Source organism: Sphingomonas sandaracina (genome assembly GCF_036663695.1).
Lineage (GTDB): Bacteria > Pseudomonadota > Alphaproteobacteria > Sphingomonadales > Sphingomonadaceae > Sphingomonas.
The window spans coordinates 19312-35803 of sequence record NZ_JAXOJK010000011.1 but is presented as its reverse complement, the minus strand read 5'-3'; the positions used below and the strand labels follow the sequence as shown (position 1 = coordinate 35803).

The 16492-nt window shown below is 58.6% G+C and carries 17 protein-coding genes; 3 read left to right on the top strand and 14 right to left on the bottom strand.

Annotated elements, in window-relative coordinates:
- Positions 1 to 491: 491 nt before the first annotated feature.
- Positions 492 to 812: an immunity protein YezG family protein gene (locus U1707_RS18720; protein WP_332801574.1), complete on the top strand. Its 321-nt coding sequence runs from the start codon at positions 492 to 494 to the stop codon at positions 810 to 812.
- 298 nt (positions 813 to 1110) lie between these two features.
- On the opposite strand, the gene U1707_RS18715 is transcribed toward U1707_RS18720, so the two are convergent.
- The 4 genes from U1707_RS18715 to U1707_RS18700 form a co-directional block, all read right to left on the bottom strand.
- Positions 1111 to 2550 (bottom strand): IS1182 family transposase, encoded by a 1440-nt coding sequence (locus U1707_RS18715; RefSeq protein WP_332801573.1) that lies wholly within the window; start codon positions 2548 to 2550, stop codon positions 1111 to 1113.
- Positions 2551 to 3571: 1021 nt separating this feature from the next.
- Positions 3572 to 4012: a hypothetical protein gene (locus tag U1707_RS18710; RefSeq protein ID WP_332801572.1), complete on the bottom strand. Its 441-nt coding sequence runs from the start codon at positions 4010 to 4012 to the stop codon at positions 3572 to 3574.
- Positions 4013 to 5553: 1541 nt separating this feature from the next.
- The gene (locus U1707_RS18705; RefSeq protein ID WP_332801571.1) at positions 5554 to 6006 is read right to left on the bottom strand and encodes a hypothetical protein; all 453 of its coding nucleotides are present in this window, start codon (positions 6004 to 6006) and stop codon (positions 5554 to 5556) included.
- Between the two features lie 669 nt (positions 6007 to 6675).
- Positions 6676 to 6900 carry a hypothetical protein gene (locus tag U1707_RS18700; protein ID WP_332801570.1) on the bottom strand — a complete coding sequence of 75 codons (225 nt, stop codon included), beginning with the start codon at positions 6898 to 6900 and terminating at the stop codon, positions 6676 to 6678.
- Between the two features lie 460 nt (positions 6901 to 7360).
- Here U1707_RS18700 and U1707_RS18695 point away from each other — a divergent pair, with 460 nt between their 5' ends.
- Together U1707_RS18695 and U1707_RS18690 are read left to right on the top strand one after the other, a co-directional pair.
- Entirely contained in the window at positions 7361 to 8005 is a 645-nt protein-coding gene (locus U1707_RS18695) for a recombinase family protein (protein ID WP_332801569.1), read from the top strand.
- Positions 8006 to 8319: 314 nt separating this feature from the next.
- On the top strand, positions 8320 to 8499 hold the full coding sequence (locus U1707_RS18690) for a hypothetical protein (protein WP_332801568.1): 180 nt from the start codon (positions 8320 to 8322) through the stop codon (positions 8497 to 8499).
- Positions 8500 to 8512: 13 nt separating this feature from the next.
- On the opposite strand, the gene U1707_RS18685 is transcribed toward U1707_RS18690, so the two are convergent.
- From U1707_RS18685 to U1707_RS18640, 10 genes are all read right to left on the bottom strand, one after another.
- Entirely contained in the window at positions 8513 to 8698 is a 186-nt protein-coding gene (locus U1707_RS18685) for a hypothetical protein (protein WP_332801567.1), read from the bottom strand.
- A 27-nt stretch (positions 8699 to 8725) separates the two neighbouring features.
- Positions 8726 to 9139, bottom strand: a complete 414-nt coding sequence (locus U1707_RS18680; RefSeq protein ID WP_332801566.1) for a patatin-like phospholipase family protein — start codon at positions 9137 to 9139, stop codon at positions 8726 to 8728.
- A gap of 502 nt (positions 9140 to 9641) precedes the next feature.
- The gene (locus tag U1707_RS18675; protein ID WP_332801575.1) at positions 9642 to 10004 is read right to left on the bottom strand and encodes an HAD family hydrolase; all 363 of its coding nucleotides are present in this window, start codon (positions 10002 to 10004) and stop codon (positions 9642 to 9644) included.
- A gap of 312 nt (positions 10005 to 10316) precedes the next feature.
- A complete protein-coding gene (locus tag U1707_RS18670; RefSeq protein ID WP_332801565.1) occupies positions 10317 to 10679 on the bottom strand; it encodes a hypothetical protein in 363 nt (120 codons plus the stop codon).
- An 80-nt stretch (positions 10680 to 10759) separates the two neighbouring features.
- Complete coding sequence (locus U1707_RS18665) at positions 10760 to 11302, bottom strand: DUF4142 domain-containing protein (RefSeq protein WP_332801564.1); 543 nt, start codon at positions 11300 to 11302, stop codon at positions 10760 to 10762.
- Between the two features lie 88 nt (positions 11303 to 11390).
- Complete coding sequence (locus U1707_RS18660; RefSeq protein WP_332801563.1) at positions 11391 to 11882, bottom strand: hypothetical protein; 492 nt, start codon at positions 11880 to 11882, stop codon at positions 11391 to 11393.
- Positions 11883 to 12170: 288 nt separating this feature from the next.
- On the bottom strand, positions 12171 to 12911 hold the full coding sequence (locus tag U1707_RS18655; RefSeq protein WP_332801562.1) for an SDR family oxidoreductase: 741 nt from the start codon (positions 12909 to 12911) through the stop codon (positions 12171 to 12173).
- A gap of 2 nt (positions 12912 to 12913) precedes the next feature.
- On the bottom strand, positions 12914 to 14869 hold the full coding sequence (locus U1707_RS18650) for a hypothetical protein (RefSeq protein WP_332801561.1): 1956 nt from the start codon (positions 14867 to 14869) through the stop codon (positions 12914 to 12916).
- Between the two features lie 338 nt (positions 14870 to 15207).
- Entirely contained in the window at positions 15208 to 15381 is a 174-nt protein-coding gene (locus U1707_RS18645) for a hypothetical protein (RefSeq protein WP_332801560.1), read from the bottom strand.
- A gap of 75 nt (positions 15382 to 15456) precedes the next feature.
- Positions 15457 to 16311 (bottom strand): manganese catalase family protein, encoded by an 855-nt coding sequence (locus tag U1707_RS18640; protein WP_332801559.1) that lies wholly within the window; start codon positions 16309 to 16311, stop codon positions 15457 to 15459.
- Positions 16312 to 16492: the final 181 nt, after the last annotated feature.

The window sequence follows — 16492 nt, the reverse complement described above, 5'->3', positions numbered from 1 at the left end:
CCTGCTGACAGCCAACGCCTCTTACGAAATAGCCGCGATCGACGACCCGCTGCACTACTATGGCACGTTCGTTCGTCGTCGCGCGGACTACCACTCGACCCCTGGCATTCGGCGACGAGTTAGCTAATCGTGGACTAAACACCTAGATTGAGACCCGGGCGCTGGATCGACAGGAACGCCCAGCCCCGGACGTTGATGCTGGCGTTCCGGGGGCCCGATAACGGCCATTCGTTCAGCGCAATCATTCCGGTTTTTCCATCGCCGAATGGCAATTTTGGTGAGGGGCAATGGGGAGCAGGTGAGAGCGCGGCTAGCTCGGAGAGTTGTCAACGCCATCAGCGGGGCAACTGGCCGCTCAGGGCGACTAATCAAGACGTGCGAGTTCGATAGAGCCATTCAGTTGCACCCAGTGCCTTTGTTGTGCGAAAATAGAAAAAGCGGTCTCGGCAGTGATTGGACCGTCGTAAAACTATTAGTAAGGGTGATGTGAGATGGATAGTAGCCATCAGTTAGAGAACATCGGCATCGCAATTGCCCATATGCTAATTGCTCCCGTGTCTGAAATAAGAGTCGTCGCGGAAGTCCATGACGATTGGCTGGAGAGCCGCTACGACGTCATGAGCAATGGTAAGCTGATAGAAGGAGTGGAGGTCGATCAAGAAGTCTATCGATCCGTCGATGATGCTTTATCTGCCCTTAGGGCCGACATGCTCAAAGAGGGGCAGGAAGACTGGCACCATTGCTCTTATGCGTTAAGGTCTGACGGAACTTTCAAAATGGAGTTTGATCGGAGCAGGCCGCCAAGCGCATGAACGTTAACAATGGAAGATTGTTTCTAGGAAAGGCGGCAGCGTCGCAAAATGCCAGTTATCGCCATGCTGCCACTCCTTAGCGGACGGTCTGCAATCCTCCCCATCCCGGACATTCGTTGATGCAAATCTCAAACAGACTGTGTGGAAAGTCGTGAACAGCGCAGTCGGTGTCAGCGATTTCCAATCTCGAGCGGTTCGAGAACCAAATGGGCCCGAGGGTGGCCGTTGATGACGTTGAGGCGGCGAGAGACGGCTGTTGGAGGTCCGGTCTGGCGTTCGTGGCGCGAGAAGGCCGGTTTTACGCCCTTACCGCGGCGATCAGGCCCGGGACACCGACCAGAGTGATGGCCCGTCTGATATTATAGGCGAGCGCGGTCAGGCTGAACTCGCCGCGAACGTTCTCGAGCCGGCGCATCAGGAACGCGCCCTGACCCATCCACTGTTTGATGGTGCCGAAGGGGTGCTCGACGCTGTTTCGCCGGTGGTCCAGCATCTCGGGCCTGGCCGCCAACCGCGCCGCCATGCGGTCGAGAACGGCCTCGTTCTCCAGGCGCGAGACGCGGCGGAATGACCGAGTACAGCGCGATCTCAGCGTGCACGCCTTGCAGGCATCGCGGTTGGCATAGTCGACCTTCACATTGTCGCGTGACTTGCCCCGGTAGCGCGGCGAGAGCGCGGCCCCAGCCGGGCAAACGAAGACGTCCCGGGCAGGCTCGTAGCGGAACACGTCCTTGCCGAAGAAGCCCTCGCGCACGGCGGGACCGCGGATTGGCTTGGGCACATAAGCCGTAACCCCGGCCGCCTCGCAGGCCTCGATATCCTCGATCTTGAAGTAGCCCCGGTCGGCGACGGCCTCGATCCGCTCGACGCCGAGCGCTTCCATTGCCGCTGTCGCGGTTTGCGCGAGCAGGCCGAGGTCGAGGACCTGGTTGCTCACCGCCTGCCCGGCGATCAGCTTGTGCTTCACGTCGACGGCGAGCTGGATGTTGTAGCCGACCCCCACTTTGGTCATGCGCGCCATCGCGCGGGCGTCCGGATCGGTCAGCGAGATCTGGTCGGCGCCGGCGCGATCCAGTTCGGCGAGCATCTCCTTGTGACGATCGCGCTTGCCCTGAATGGCGGCGATCTTCTCGGCCAGCTTGCCATCGCCATTGCCGGAACCGCCGCCCGGCGTGCGGTCTTCGTCGGCATCGCCCTCGTCGAGCCGTTTCATGTAGCCGGCGAGCCTCTCGTCTGCGTCCTGGATAGCTTTGGCGAGCGATGCCCGGGTGAAGTTCCGGGTCTTGTTGTTGACCGCCTTGATGCGCGTGCCGTCGACCGCCACGAGCTCGCGCCCGAACAGATCGAGCTGACGACACAGCACCACGAACTCGCGGAACACCGTCTTGAAGGCGGCACGGTTGTCGCGGCGGAAGTCGGCGATGGTTTTGAAATCCGGCTTGAGGTGCCGTAGCAGCCAGATAACCTCGACATTGCGGTGCGTCTCGGTTTCCAGGCGCCGGCTCGACCGGATCCGGTTCAGGTAGCCGTAGATGTACAGCTTGAGCAGATCTGCCGGATCGTAGCCCGGGCGGCCCGTTGCCTTGGGCTGTACACGGACGAACCCGGCCGCGCCAAGCTCGAGCCCGTCAACAAAGGCCTCGATGAACCTGACCGGATTATCCGGTCCGACATAATCATCCACCGCTTCGGGCAGCAGCAGGAGCTGCGAGCGGTCCGTTCCAGACAGATGTGCCATGGCAAAAACATACCATGCGCCGCGATCTACGGGAATCCTCAGGCCGAGTTCTCACACAGTCTGTTTGATTTTTGCATCAGCGCAGCGGCCGGGTTGGGAGGAATGTGGAAGGCGTGCGCGCTTTGTAGAAGGTCAGCGCGATGCTCTCGAACCTCTCCTCATCATGCGGATCTTGTTCAAGACGAGAACAGCAATGAGCGCGCTGCTCACCCATACCAGCTCCGGAGAAGTGGCGTATCCTACGCCCTGTAAAAGCATCAGCAGCCCTAGGAAAACGATGTAGTTCCTGCCGAGGTAGTCGAGCCGATTGGCTAGCGTGTCCATAAGCAGAGAATGTACCTGATTACGGTCGCAGGCAAGCTTTTCCCGACGTCGCAAAAGACCCCCTTTCGCGACGCGGCTCGTGCCGGCTTCGATTCTCGAATAGGATCCTATTTCGGGAAAGACCGGTCGGCGGTTTGCTAATTGATAGGGATTCAATAGCCACCCTTAACCGATGACTCCCTCCCTAGTGTTACCGGCTCATTCCCACTTCGGCGTATCTGATTGCTGCGATCACTCGCTTTGCATTTGACGCAATCCCGCCTTCACAATGAACGGCGGGGGGGCGACATAATGCTGACTAAAGCCTTAAAGCTCGTTTGTGCTCTAACCACTGCCACCCGTTTCTCTCGGGCGAACGCGTTCTTCCACAGGGTATTTATCTGCCGATCGAGATTACTGCTAATGCGGGCAAACTCGGCGTAACGCTTGCAAGAATTGAAAGCGTACTTTTCATTAGTACGGATTGGAACCGGTCGCTGAGCATCGATCCAGTGGGCGAGGGTGAAGGAATCCGCGGAGCGTTTGCGACTAAGAAGCCAAGAGATAATGCCGCGATCAAAACATTGCGCACGTCACTCTCCCGGCAGTTTGGTATGAAGGCTTTGAGGAATGACGTGAAGGCTTCCGATTGTCGAGGAGCTGACGTTTTCTCCCGACCACGACTTTCCGATCAGGATCATGATATGGGAAGATGGGACTAGAGGTCACTTGCGAGAAGCGGCACCCGCACGCCTATCGCGTTAGCATATTTCTGTATTTCGATTTCGATCCGTATCGGCCACTTTCCCAACAGGATGAGTTGTGATCTTCCCGCATTGTTGAGCGCCCGCAAAGCCAAAGGCTTCTCGCCTATTGGTGCTGCGACGCGGACGATCCCTTGATAGTTCTGCCAAATCCACGATCGCTCGCGAAACGGCGTTTTCAGGGTCACGCCGGATAGATCTAAATGAAGTGTATACGGCTTTAGAGCACGAATAATCTCGGCAATGGTCCCGCAACCCACGACAAACGCTGGTGCGAACAGAATATTTAACTCGCCTTTTCCCATCGACGCCAACGATCCGAGAAGAACGGTTGCCATTATGCCGATAACAGCTCGGCCAAGCCAAAGGCCTCTCGTTCCTTGCAACACTAACATCCGGCGATCCTTGATGTGTCTGCCCTCATCTTGTCATGACGGCGTTTCGAAAAGGTAACGAGGCTTTGAACACACGAGCGATACGACGTGTTTCCCGTGACGAACGGTCTATAAATGGAGCGGTAACGGCTAATCGAGCCTTCCCGAAATGGATCGAATTTCGGGAATGTCCGGAGCGATAATTAGTCGGTATCCTCAAAGAAATTATGAGTACGATATCTGCGCTATCTCGCAATGTTTACCGTCGAATACGCGGCGTATAATGCCTTGTTTAAACCGAGCGGCCTGCTTGCCGAGCCTATCCGGCCGTCGATCTGAACCACCTTTGCGGCACCAAAATTACTAGGTCTCTTTTGAGCTGGGCAGGCGATACCCTGGCTTGAAGATGCGTCAACGCCTCGTGCGGATGGTGTCTTGGTCAACAAAATTGTCAGCGGCGACTGAGGCGATATCGTGCGCCACGCGATAAAACATGGGTCTCCTACGGTTATCCGACCTGCTACATTCTGCTTCAATGCAGCAACCAAAGGCGCTGCATCTCCGTATCCTAATACGATGACGGATTTCCTGTCGAACCACTGTCGATAGCGCGTCGCACCAAGCAGAGCATTAATTTCTTTATTCAAGGTATTCTCAAGGACTTTGGAGTCGTGGCGACGGCATGCCTCCAGAGTGGTCCATCGTTGTTCTCCCGTCCGCTCTCCCGCATTTAAAATCGCGACATCAGCGGCAACACCCCTATTGGTGTGGGAGAATCCGCAGCCATCGATACTGAGGAGAACTGGGGATGGCCTCGTAGACAAGGGAGGGGCAGTGAGTGGGAGGCCTGCTAAGGGACCGTTATAACCATGGAACATTATACCGATGTTCATCGGATCATCGGTCGCTGGCATCTTACCTGACCGTGTCCATGCGGTAATTTGGTCTGCGCGACTGCGCGAGAGCTGGCACGTCGCAAGGACGCCAAGCACAAGCGCGCCGCTCACGCCAAGCCTAATCAGATTCTTCTTCCGCACGGTTACCTACCTACCGCATCTGAACCAATGCGGCGTCCGCAGACAAGGCCCACCCCGTAGGCCCGCTTTCCTGAACAGGAACAGCGATCGAGACGGCCCAGGCATTCCCGGAATCGATGGCTAGGTGGGAAGATTAAATGCTGAGCCCCGTAGCGCATTGGCTCAAATTGCACTGCGCGTATAACGACGATATATAAGGACTCCCGTAATCATCAGAGTGGGTGCAGCTAGTGATCGTATAACGTTGGCGGCGCTTTTATGCTCGCTGGCCCAGCGCACGAACAGCATAGCTAAGTCGGCCCCACCCCAGACCAACGCCGTCGTGACGAGCAAGCTAGCTGCAAAGATACCGAACCGAACCGTGCTACTCATGATCCGCTCCTTTGAGAATTAATTGCGCCTTGGAGCGAAAACACCGTCATTAAAAGGGCGGAAGTGCTTTCTCGAAAAGGAACGGCCAGCGAGACAGTCGGGGCGTTCCCATTTGGATCGAGTTCTCGGAATGGCCCGTTTGGCCGGAAACTGTCATTCCTCGCGTGGTTTGAAGGGGCTCTGGTCCGACCAAGGTGGTCCGACGGAGTAAAATTGATCCACAATCAGCTTTTGATAGAGCCGCATAAAACCATATGCTCGTTCGAGCGAGGGACTGCCGCACGACAGGGTTTGTCCGTCACAAGCGACAGCGACCGTGAACCATGGCCGCTCGCTCAACACGCCTTCGACGATCGAGCTGGTGAACCAAGTACTGATCCGCCACTCCTCCTCATCTTCCCACCGGCCTGTCTCTGAAATCGCCACGCTGATCAATTTGAGGGTACGTTGCGACGTTGCTTCTATCGAGGGCTCCCAGTCCGCGATGGATTGAATGATCCCTTCTTGGAGCGTTGTGAGATCGTGCCCTTGAGCTTTTCGGCGCGCGCGGATTGCCTCGACCCGCGCGTTGGAGCTGCCAGACGTAGCCCGTCGAAACCAACTCATGCACTCCCCCCCGGTGCGAAGACATAACGTCGGGCCGTGAGATGGTGCAAGGTCCGCCTGCCGGCCGGCTTTCTCGAAAAGATCGATTCCGAGAACGCCGATGCCTTTTCGCCCGCCGTTCGCAAATGGACGCGTGGGATCGCTAGAACCATCTAGTTGCGGTCACTCCTCTTTATATGGGAGCATTGCGAACGTCGTTTCGACAATAATTGGCGGAGGTAATGCAGAATGGAAAGTAGCCGTCAGTTGGAAAACATCGGTATCGCAATCGCACCGATGCTAGTTGGTTCTGTGTCCGAAATAAGGGTCGTGGCGGAAGTCCATGACGACTGGATACAGAGGCGCTATGATGTCGTGCATAACGGCAAGCTCGTTGAAGGAGTGGAAGGCGAGAGATCCGTGAATCGATCCGTCAATGATGCTCTATCCGCGCTCAGGCGTGACATGCTCGAAGAGGGTCAGGTAGACTGGCATCATTGCTCTTATATCTTAAGGGCTGACGGAGCCTTCAAAATCGAGTTCGATTGTAGCAGGCCGCCGAGCGCATAAATGTCGACGACTGGAGATCTCTAGCGGAACAGTAACTGCCTCGTTTCCGAACTCGGCCATTCCGCTGTCTACCATTCTCGGCCATTCCCGTAACAGCATCGAATAAGGAGAATGGCTCTATTACAAACCCAAGCTTGGATAGATCGCATTCCAATCTTCCCATAGATTTTCCGGCCTAATGTCATCGTAGCCGCGCTTTTCGGCCATTTCAGCGGCCATGCTGTAGCTCATTTTTATGCACACTGCCTGATCGCGAATAGCCAGAACCTCCGACTCTGTTAACGGAGATCCCTTTTCCTTATCGCTGTGCAGGAGGATTGCAACTAGCGCCGGTATCGGAACCATTACCAGACTCTCGTCGGTCCTTTCGTTCTGCACAAATTCTCTCCTTTAGCCATTGGCGAACTTCGTATCGGACCTAACGTACGACGGATAGCAATGGCTTACTCGCAATCGCACTTCCCGAAAAGGAAGGGCTAGTGGGATAACTGGCGTTGTTCAGTCAGCCCCGCTCCTCATGTGCCGCGCTTTTCCCAGAATCTGTTCCCGAAATCATTTTCCCGGAATGGCCTCATGGAGGTGGAGTTTCGGGAAAGCCAAAATGGCTGCGAGAGGTCCACGTTGGGGCACTTCCGATTGCCGGCCCCCCTGCCCCGCTCCGCTGCAGATTACGACACTGATCGATTTAGCGCTGGTTCCTTTTGAGTGTGCCTTTTGAGGATTGGCAGTTAGCCGGTACTTTATAGTTGCGTAGATCACTCAAAAAGGACTAAACAAACAAGCACCACGTATAGAGGACTAAGCCATGTTCATACGTGCCTATCTTCGCGCCTCAACGACCGAACAAGACGCATCACGTGCCCGTGGCGTTCTTGACGCGTTTGCGGTTGAGCAAGGGCTGCGGATTGCAGCGCGATATGTCGAGAACGAAAGCGGCGCCAAGTTGGATCGGCCCGAACTGTTCCGGTTACTGGCCGACTGCGAACCCGGTGACGTACTACTAGTCGAGCAAGTCGATCGATTGTCCCGCCTCACCTCGCCGGACTGGCTGCGGCTCCGCGGCCTTATCGACGCCAAACAGGTCCGCATTGTCGCGCTCGATTTGCCGACGTCGTGGAGCCTGACGGCGCCGGCCGACGAGTTCACCGGCCGCATGTTTGCCGCGGTCAATGCGATGATGCTCGACGTCCTCGCCGCGGTCGCACGCAAAGACTATGAAGATCGGCGTCGCCGTCAGGCTGAGGGCACTCTCAAGGCCAAGGCGGCCGGCCTTTATAAGGGGCGTCCAGAGAACAAGACGCGCAACGCCGCCATCTCCTCGCTGTTGGGCGATGGCCGCAGCTGGCGGGAGATTATGGATGCGACAGGTTGCAGCCGTACCCTTCTCGCGAAGATCGCTCGCGATCGTCGGCTGCTAAAAGTTGAGCCTGCGTCCGGTGAGGATGGCTAACACGCAGCCCCTGCCTGCCGCTCTACCCCCCAGCCCGCGTTTGTTGGAGCCAGCGCTTCCCGCGCAACTGTCCGATCTGGGTGGTACCAATGTGACATGTTCACTGGTGCCAACGATCAGTGAAAAGGCAGGTTGTCACACAGGGTACACCCGCAATGACTCCTCCCGCCCTTCATTGATCAAACTTGGAGATCTATTTTCGGGCGCGAAGGCCATCGGCAAAATCCCGGGCGGGTTGATGCAAGATAAGACAATGGATCGGGCCCAGCCTGCCCCTGTTGTGCGTTAATATTCTCTCAGCAAAGGAGCGGATTATGAGCGACAGCGAACCGAACTCCGACGAGGGTGCGAACCCCGTCGATGACATCAAAAAGCAGAACCCTACTGGAACGACGACCGGCGACCAGACCGGCGAGACTGGTGGGGACCATAAGGTAGATGATCTCGCGAAGGCGGGCCGCGATGATATGGATACCGATGAGGCCCCGGAGTAAACGCTCGCCGAAACTAATCATCGTTAGGAAGCAAGTCTTGATAAATTCTATAGTCGAAGGCCAGGAAGCTGCCGACCAAGCGAAGAAAATGGAAGAAGTACAAAAAGACGCCCCGAAAGAGCGAGAAGAAAACGGTGGATACCAATAGTCCATCCGCCGTCTTATCTAACAGCCCGGTGGATTCGGCGACGACCAGCATCCTGGCTCGGCGCCCCGCCGGCCAACGCTATAGGATCGTGACGGCCGAGAAGTCGAGCGTCTTGCCCGCAACATCGTCATCCTGCTCGGTATAGCCAAGCCGGACGAGCGACAGCGCAAAGTCCCGGCGGTCGGCATGGGCGGCCTCCCAGCGGTCGATGGTGCGGCGGGAGTGCGCGGCGAAGATCAGATCCTGCAGGCGGCTGACGGCCTCACCCCTCGTGGTCGGTCTCGGCCCGTCCAGCGGCAACAGGCCGACGGCGATGCACAGTGTCGGCCGCGTCGGCGAATCGCCAAGGATTGGATCGAGGGGGAGGTTCGCTGATAGTCCTCCGTCGATCAGCCAACGGCTGTCGATCTCGACCGGTGGAAACACGACCGGCAGCGCCGCGCTGGCGCGGACATGCTCGGGGCCGACCTGCAGGTTAGCGGTGTCGAACACGCTTCGAACGCGCCCAAGGCATTGCCCCTGCTGAGGACGAGCACGACATCGAAGTCGGGCCCGGCCCCTTCCTCTGCCGCGCCCGACGTCAACCTCGGGTATCCCTCGGGCGACTTAGCTTCACCGCGACACCGGCCCCTAGCACGCCAAGCGTCAATAATGCCGGGTGGAGCTTCTGGACCTGTAATGCGGCGCTGGATCTGTGGGCGTGCAAATCCTGGCCACCGCGCAGCGCATCGACGCGCGGGGCATAGAGACTATCGCGGCGCAACGGATCGCCGGGATCGTCCGGCTTCTGCTGTGCGGACGTGCGACCAGTTCCATGATCCTGTCGCTCAGCCGCGATGCTGCCCGCCCCAGGAGCGAGGACAGCAGCCCCCGCCGCCTGCATACAGAGTCCGCCGCGGCGTTGCGCACGCGAACAGCGCTGCGTCGGCAACGACCGAGGGTGCGTAGAGCGGTGGCGGCAGGCGCGGTGGCTGATTCATGAAGTTGCGCGTGTTCAGGGAACCCCGTCGGACGGATCGATCCCCAGCAGCTTTTCGAGCGCGGTCGCAAAGATATCAGGCGCGGGCTTGGTCTTGTCGACGTCGTCGCTGCTCGTCGTCGCGGCGATCAGTTCGCGTGCGTCGAGCAGGTCGATATAATGGTCGAGCTCCGGACCAGATGCGGATGACGCCAATACAATGCGTTGGCCAAGCCCGGGCGCATGCGTGAGCAAATCGTACGCCCCCGCGAACGGCCTGGGCGTCTCCAGATATTTCGCTTTGAAGATCACGCCATGCGCGTCGCCGAGCTCGTCAACCTGGTCGTCGCTGAGGTGGGGCAGCAGCGTGGCCGCCAGCATGTCGGTCCCCTTGCCGATCTGGCCGTGAATGATCTGGCGGTCGAACGACGCGCCGACGCCGGCAAACGCCTCCTCTAGGCGAGAACGTGCATGTCGTTCGTATAGACCAGCGTACCGTCGATATCGAAGAGAATAGCCTTAATGCACATGGATGTTCTGCAATCTTGATCTAGAATTTTCGGCGACGCGGCATCGTGGCGTGCCAATTCCCTGCTAGGCCGCCGTGGTCCTGACGGGGTCGGCTATGTCAGGGCGATTTCTATTCGGAAGGCGCGATATCCCAGGAGATCTAAGCGGCTTTTCAATTGCCCCAGGGCAAAACCCTAAGCTTTAATGCTTGGGACTTTGCGTCTCTCGAACTTCGCCGCCGCCACCCGTGGAATTTGCACCATAATCCTCGGTCGGGTTCCCACCGCCCGCGCCAGCACCGCTGCCATGGACCTCGCCGGTCTTCTCGTCGATGTACGCGCGACGTCCCGCGTCCGCGGGGATGCTTTCGTCAGCTGCGGCATTCGACGCCAGAACATTCGCTTTACGATTGCCGCGACTTGCGCCGACTTCGACGTTGCGAGGCTGCTTCTTTTGATAACTGTCATATTCCTCGCCGGAATAATGGCCTTCCGTTCCGTCCTCGTTACCGACGAGCTTGGGACCAGAATCGGTTTCGGGCGATGGCAGTGGGGTGGTGACCATAATTTACTCCCGCTCGTCAATTCTCGAGCATTGTGCGAAACTGAACGGATTGGAGCGCCGCGTACGGCGCTCCATGACGCTTACATGCCCGACATCTTAGCCATCGACTTGCCGTTCTGCAGCTTCATCGCGGCGTCCAAATGCTGCTTGACGATCGGCACCGCGGCCTTGGCCGACATCCGAAGCGGGGCCTGATCACCGCCGGTCGAATAGCTGCGATGAAGGTCAAGCGCAGCCTGATGGGCCGGGATCTGCTGCCCGATGTACAGGCGATCGAAATCCGCTGCGGGGGCGGACTGCAACTCGTTTATCGAAGCAGTAGTGCCGGGATCGAGAACGGGCGGTGCAGGCGTGAGACCCGCCTTCGTCGCAGCTCTCATCGTTGCTGCCGTCGTTGCCTGATGGTGCTTGATCAGCATGGAGGCGAACCGGCGCACTGAAGGTGTCTGGGACTTCTGCAACGCGACTTGGCTCGCGTTGATCTCATAAAGGTCACTCATACCCGCGGCCATCACATAGGGCGCTGCCGCAGTCTTTGCTTCAGGCGGCGGTGGCGGTGGCGGCGTCTGCGCCAGCGCTACGGTGGACGTTGCGGCAGCGAGCAACAGGACGATATGCTTCATTGGCATCGTTTTTCTCCAGACGTGTTCATAGTAAATTCGCGTGTTGAGCTGGTCGGTACGCCAAGAAGCGTTGCGCAACGCACGGCCGCTAAGGCCGTGATCCGACGATCGCAGCGATTGACCCGTCGGGATTGCGACCGCCTCGCGCGAGCGCCTCGTCCTGTTGCGCCTGCCGAACCCGATCTGGGGCGCCCCCGCGGGGCAGCGGGACTGGCACTTCCGCGATCCCGCCGACGCCCGCAGACCCGTGCAGGGCGTTGGAAATCTCGGTATCGAAGTCGCCGCGTTCAATGCCCTCCCGAACGTTTACCAGATAGTCGGCGAAGCGGTCGGCAGGGATGAAATTCGTCGTCTGCCCGCCGATGGTGAGCGCTGCACCGTTGCGGGTTGTTGGCGTGAAGGCCACGTGATCGCCGTCGCGCAGGAACCAGGGTCCGCTCAGCACGCCGTCGGTTGCCCACGCCTGCTCTGCAAGATGCAAATCCTGAAGCACATCCGCGCGATCGGATGTGATGTCCCCAGCCCCCGTCGAGACAAGGGATCGTAGCCCAGCTGCTACGGAGTCGACGATATGATCCAATGCCACAAGCCACCTCCAGGCATTAAATAACAAGCATAAATCTGCTTGATCCGACAACGTGCTCGATAGTCATAATGTTCACAAAATCCGTACTGATCTACATCTACACCAGCATTTTTCGTCAATTCGTTGGTCTTCGTCACCGCGCACAAATCTTCTCTACATGACTAGGCAACATATCATCGGTTCGATATCACGAAAAAACATCTGGGTTTTGCGAACTATGTCACGCTAACTTATTTGAGCGTGAAAGAGCATCAGCACGTCGAACGTACCGGCGGCGAGGGATCAGCTCGTCTTCTGAAGACGAGGCTCGATCCGCAGGTTGACGATGTCCGCACTGGCAGACCGGGTCAGCACGAACTGGATCGTCTCGGCGACCTCGACGGCGTGGAGCATCTTGTGATCCGCTACAGCCTGACGCTTCTGATCCTCACTGCATTCCTGCATCGGCGTGTCGACCGAGCCAGGCTGGATAACGCTGACCTTGATGTTCTTGTCGGCGACCTCCTTGCGTAGCGTTTCCGCAAACGCCTGGATGCCGGCCTTGGTCGCCGAGTAGACACTTTCACCTGCCGCTTTGATCTCGGTGCTGATCGATCCGACGAACACCAGATGCCCGCCGCCCTGCGCGTCCATCCGGAGGATCGCGCGTCGGGCGCTGGCGAGCGTCCCGATCAGGTTCGTCTCCACGACGTACCGCCAGGCGTCCTCGTCCATTTCATGGATCGGCTCCGCGCCGAGCGCGGCACAGGTCACGAGCATGTCGATCCCACCCAGCGTCGCATCGACAGTATCGAACACCCGGTCGATGCCCTCCTTCGTGGCGACGTCGGCAATGAGGCCTTCGACACGGCCGCGTCCGGCTCGTGCTTCGATAAGGGTGTTGTCGAGTTCCGGCTGGTGTCGGCCGAACGTCACGACCCGCGCGCCTTCCGCGACAAGCATCGCGACGGTCGCGCGACCGATCCCGGTCGTACCGCCAGTGACGAGAATCCGCTTACTGTCGAGACTGATGTGATCTTGCATGCCTATTCCCAGTTCAGGATGAGACGACCGCTCGCGGGCACATGATAGGCCACGCGGTCATTGGAGGTTTCATAGGGTCGCAGGACGTCGCCGCTGACCGCCGTCACCGTGACCTTGCCGAGCTTGCGTCGCGCCAATCGCACCACGCTCAAATGCGCGGTACAGGTCTCGCCGCCATCCAGCTTGAGCGTCAACGCGCGGTCGCCGGTCCGCTCCATCGCGCGCACAAAGTGGTCGCAATACAGCCGGAACGGTGCTCCCTCGACGGGGTGTACGCTGTGCGTCGCAAAGATGAACGCGGCGCCGGCACCATAGACCTCCTGTCCGACCTGCCCGGCAAGCTGGCCGTCGGGGTACAGGTCCTCCAGGGGAAACGAGAGCTTGCGGTCGATATGGCCGTTGGTCTCGCGTTGCTTGGGCGACAGCACTTCGGGAGGCAGCGCATCGGGGTAATAATACCATGCGCGATCGAGCGCGTATTTGCAAAACTCCGAGATCAGCATCCGCGCGGCGGGTTCGAGATCGGGGCCGCTATCGGCCAAATAGCGCTCGAACGCCGAGAAGGAATCGAAGCACTCGTAGATCGCCATGTACGGCGCATCTTGCAGACAGGTCACGCCGAGGAAATTGCGGTAGTGCACTGCGAGTTCGATCTCGCTCTCCCAGATTTCGCAATTGTGAAAGAAGCTGGCGAGATACACGTAGCTCTGCTCGACATAGACCGGCTTGTTCGTGATCCGCCACAGTCGCATGCAGGCCGCTGCGCCCCACGCGGTCAGGTTCGCTTGGTAATTGACGTTGAAGCGCAGCCCCATCGCCGCGTCGATCGCGTTGCGCGCCTCGTCGAGGTAACGTTTGTCGTCGGTCAGTTCGAACGCCTGCAACATGACCCATGCGTAGATGCCGCCGACGTCGGTCTGCCCGCGGCCGTCCGCGCCTGCGACCTCGGTTATGATGCTGAAATCGGTAACCTTGTACTGGACCGGCCATTTATACGCGAAGTGGCGCGCCGCCTCGATCCCGAAATCGAGCGACTTCAGCAGCAGCGCCTTCGCGTCCTCGTCGCCGTCGAGCGCGAGGACGCCGAGATTGAGCATCGGGTGGTAGAGATACCAACTGTCGACCGCATCGGCATCCTTGTCGTCCCCGACATTGGGGAGATAGCGCCGCAGGGACTTTAGCTTGGGATCGTAGAATTTTTCCAACCCCGCCTTGAACTCCGCCTCCAGCGGATGCGGCGTGCCCGACCATTTGCCCCAGGCGTGGATCGAGGCGACGATCGACATCTGGACCATGATGTCGGGATATTCGGCGTTCGTGTAGGGGTGGATATAGCGGCTGCCGTAATGCTCGATCGTCGCCTCGGGCGCCTGATCGAGATCGCGCAGGGTCCTCTCCGCGCGATCGACCCAGTCGTGATACTCGATGTGCGGCAATTCGATCAGTTGATACGCGACCCCCAGCATCTGCAGGAACCGCCGTGCGGACTCGCGCTCGTGCGGGGGCGCGTCGTGACGGAATACCAGGATCGCGTCGGACAGCGTAACCTCGACACCGGCCGCGAGCGCCTCGGTCGGCGGGGTCCCGGTCTGCGGCGGCGTGGGTAGCAGATAGCCGAGCTCGGGCCACACCCCGCCAACTGCGCCGTCCGGCGTCGTTTTGGTCGCGCGATAATAATCGTTCATCGCAGTGAGGTTCTGGAAATAGAGCACGCTGCCAAAAGCGGGTTCGTCCATCCGGAAATACAGGACACCGGCATTGAGCTTACGCTGCTCCGCCTCGATTGTCCCGCTTGCCCCGAGCGGATCGCCCTTGGCATCAAGTGGATAGAGATCGCGCGGCATGAACGGGATCAGCGTGTCTGCATCGGGGGTCAAGTGCACCGTCATGCGCAGGTTCTCCAGCGCGCTTGTCCCGGCACGAAACACGAGGATGTAGCGACCAACGGAACTGACCACGCTCACGCGTGACGTTTCGCCGGGCTGCGTCTTCAAAGATCGGCACGTGAAGGGCGCTCCAAGATGCACAGCCCTGAGTGCAATGCCCCCCTGCCCCGATCGGCGAATGATCGCCCAGACAGAGTCTGCAGACGAGCACACATCTACAGTGAGTTCGCCAAGTTGAAACTTAGTAATCTTCGTCGTGCCCTCGCCTTCCACGACCTGGCGTACGGCGAGTACATAGGGACTGACAGCATCTGTCTCAGGGTTTAGCGTTTCCGTTGCCATTGAGTGTTTTACATCCGCTGCTGATCGGCATGTTTGCCGAGTTTAAAACGCATGTCCTAGGATGGCTTCTATTCCCGTTCGAGGACACTCCCAGTGTTGCTATCTGTCGATTTCTTTACATCGTGCAGATTCAGGCCGACAAAGGCGATCACGACCATGGTCACGATGGCGATCATGACGGCCGCCGTAATGCGCGTCAGGCGTTTGTCATGACGTAGATCTTTAGGCGCGTCTTTGGGCATGATACTCCCCAACTCACGAGATCCGATATCCGGTCGGCGTATCGAGAGGGGACATCGCTGCCCCCTCTCGAAAGCTCACCCGATCTGCTGGTTCTGCGCACCACTGTCGGGACGCGCAGGTCCAAGGACCGGTACGTCGCCCAGCGGTTCGTTACGGAACACGGTGAATTCGCCCTTGCCGTCCATCGACGGACCCGACGTCCAGCGACCCTCCGGGAACGTCCCGTCGACCGAGGTCGCATAGAAGTTGTAGTTGTTTTGCTGGTCTTCCATGTCCTGCGGGAAGCTGTTGGGAACCGGCAGGTTGACCGCTTCGGCACCCAGTTCCTCGATCACAGCGAGCCACTGCTGCTGATGCATCGTGTCGCGCGCGATCATGTAATGCAGCATCTTCTTCATGCCCTCGTCCTGCGTGGCGTTGAAGAGACGCACTGCGAGCACACGACCGGTGCTTTCGGCAGCGACGTTGCAGTACATGTCGGCAGCGATGTTACCGCTTGCGTAGATGTGGCTCATGTTGAACGGCACGCCGTCGGAATCCATCGGCATCGCCGCAAGACCCGCCGACAACAGGTTCTTGTGGATGATGCCTTCGATGCTCTGGCGCGGATTCTCGCCGCCCATGACGGCACCGACGATGCTGTCCTTCACGCCCTCTTCCTGCAGCGCGGCAGGCGCCTTGTCGAGATTGAGCGCAACGGCCGTCGCCAGCATCTCGATATGGCCGATCTCCTCAGTCGCGGTGTGCAACAGCATGTCGCGATACTTCGTCGTCGGCGCACGGTTGCCCCAGGCCTGAAAAAAATACTGCATGCAGACGCGGATCTCGCCCTCGACACCGCCGATCGCCTGTTGGAGCATGCGCGCGAACGCTGGGTCGGGATTTGACACCTGAACCGGGTACTGCAGCTTATTGTCATGATAATACATGATACGCTCCGAGCTTTTGCTAGATATCGCCTAGCTGACGACCCGTCTTAAACGTATATTTTCATACCGGTTTCCTCAAAATAGCATCTTACTAATACATGTTAGTAAGTTTACCGGCTATCATCTTATCGAGGATGGCAACTATCGGCATCGATGGCCGTTAATCCTGAGTCACATGTTG

Coding starts and splice junctions, on each gene's coding strand:
- U1707_RS18640 (WP_332801559.1), bottom strand. CDS start 16,311: ATGTATTATCATGACAATAAGCTGCAGTACCCGGTTCAGGTGTCAAAT.
- U1707_RS18670 (WP_332801565.1), bottom strand. CDS start 10,679: ATGGTCACCACCCCACTGCCATCGCCCGAAACCGATTCTGGTCCCAAG.
- U1707_RS18720 (WP_332801574.1), top strand. CDS start 492: ATGGATAGTAGCCATCAGTTAGAGAACATCGGCATCGCAATTGCCCAT.
- U1707_RS18695 (WP_332801569.1), top strand. CDS start 7,361: ATGTTCATACGTGCCTATCTTCGCGCCTCAACGACCGAACAAGACGCA.
- U1707_RS18685 (WP_332801567.1), bottom strand. CDS start 8,698: ATGCTGGTCGTCGCCGAATCCACCGGGCTGTTAGATAAGACGGCGGAT.
- U1707_RS18645 (WP_332801560.1), bottom strand. CDS start 15,381: ATGCCCAAAGACGCGCCTAAAGATCTACGTCATGACAAACGCCTGACG.
- U1707_RS18665 (WP_332801564.1), bottom strand. CDS start 11,302: ATGAAGCATATCGTCCTGTTGCTCGCTGCCGCAACGTCCACCGTAGCG.
- U1707_RS18690 (WP_332801568.1), top strand. CDS start 8,320: ATGAGCGACAGCGAACCGAACTCCGACGAGGGTGCGAACCCCGTCGAT.
- U1707_RS18705 (WP_332801571.1), bottom strand. CDS start 6,006: ATGAGTTGGTTTCGACGGGCTACGTCTGGCAGCTCCAACGCGCGGGTC.
- U1707_RS18700 (WP_332801570.1), bottom strand. CDS start 6,900: ATGGTTCCGATACCGGCGCTAGTTGCAATCCTCCTGCACAGCGATAAG.
- U1707_RS18710 (WP_332801572.1), bottom strand. CDS start 4,012: ATGTTAGTGTTGCAAGGAACGAGAGGCCTTTGGCTTGGCCGAGCTGTT.
- U1707_RS18715 (WP_332801573.1), bottom strand. CDS start 2,550: ATGGCACATCTGTCTGGAACGGACCGCTCGCAGCTCCTGCTGCTGCCC.
- U1707_RS18655 (WP_332801562.1), bottom strand. CDS start 12,911: ATGCAAGATCACATCAGTCTCGACAGTAAGCGGATTCTCGTCACTGGC.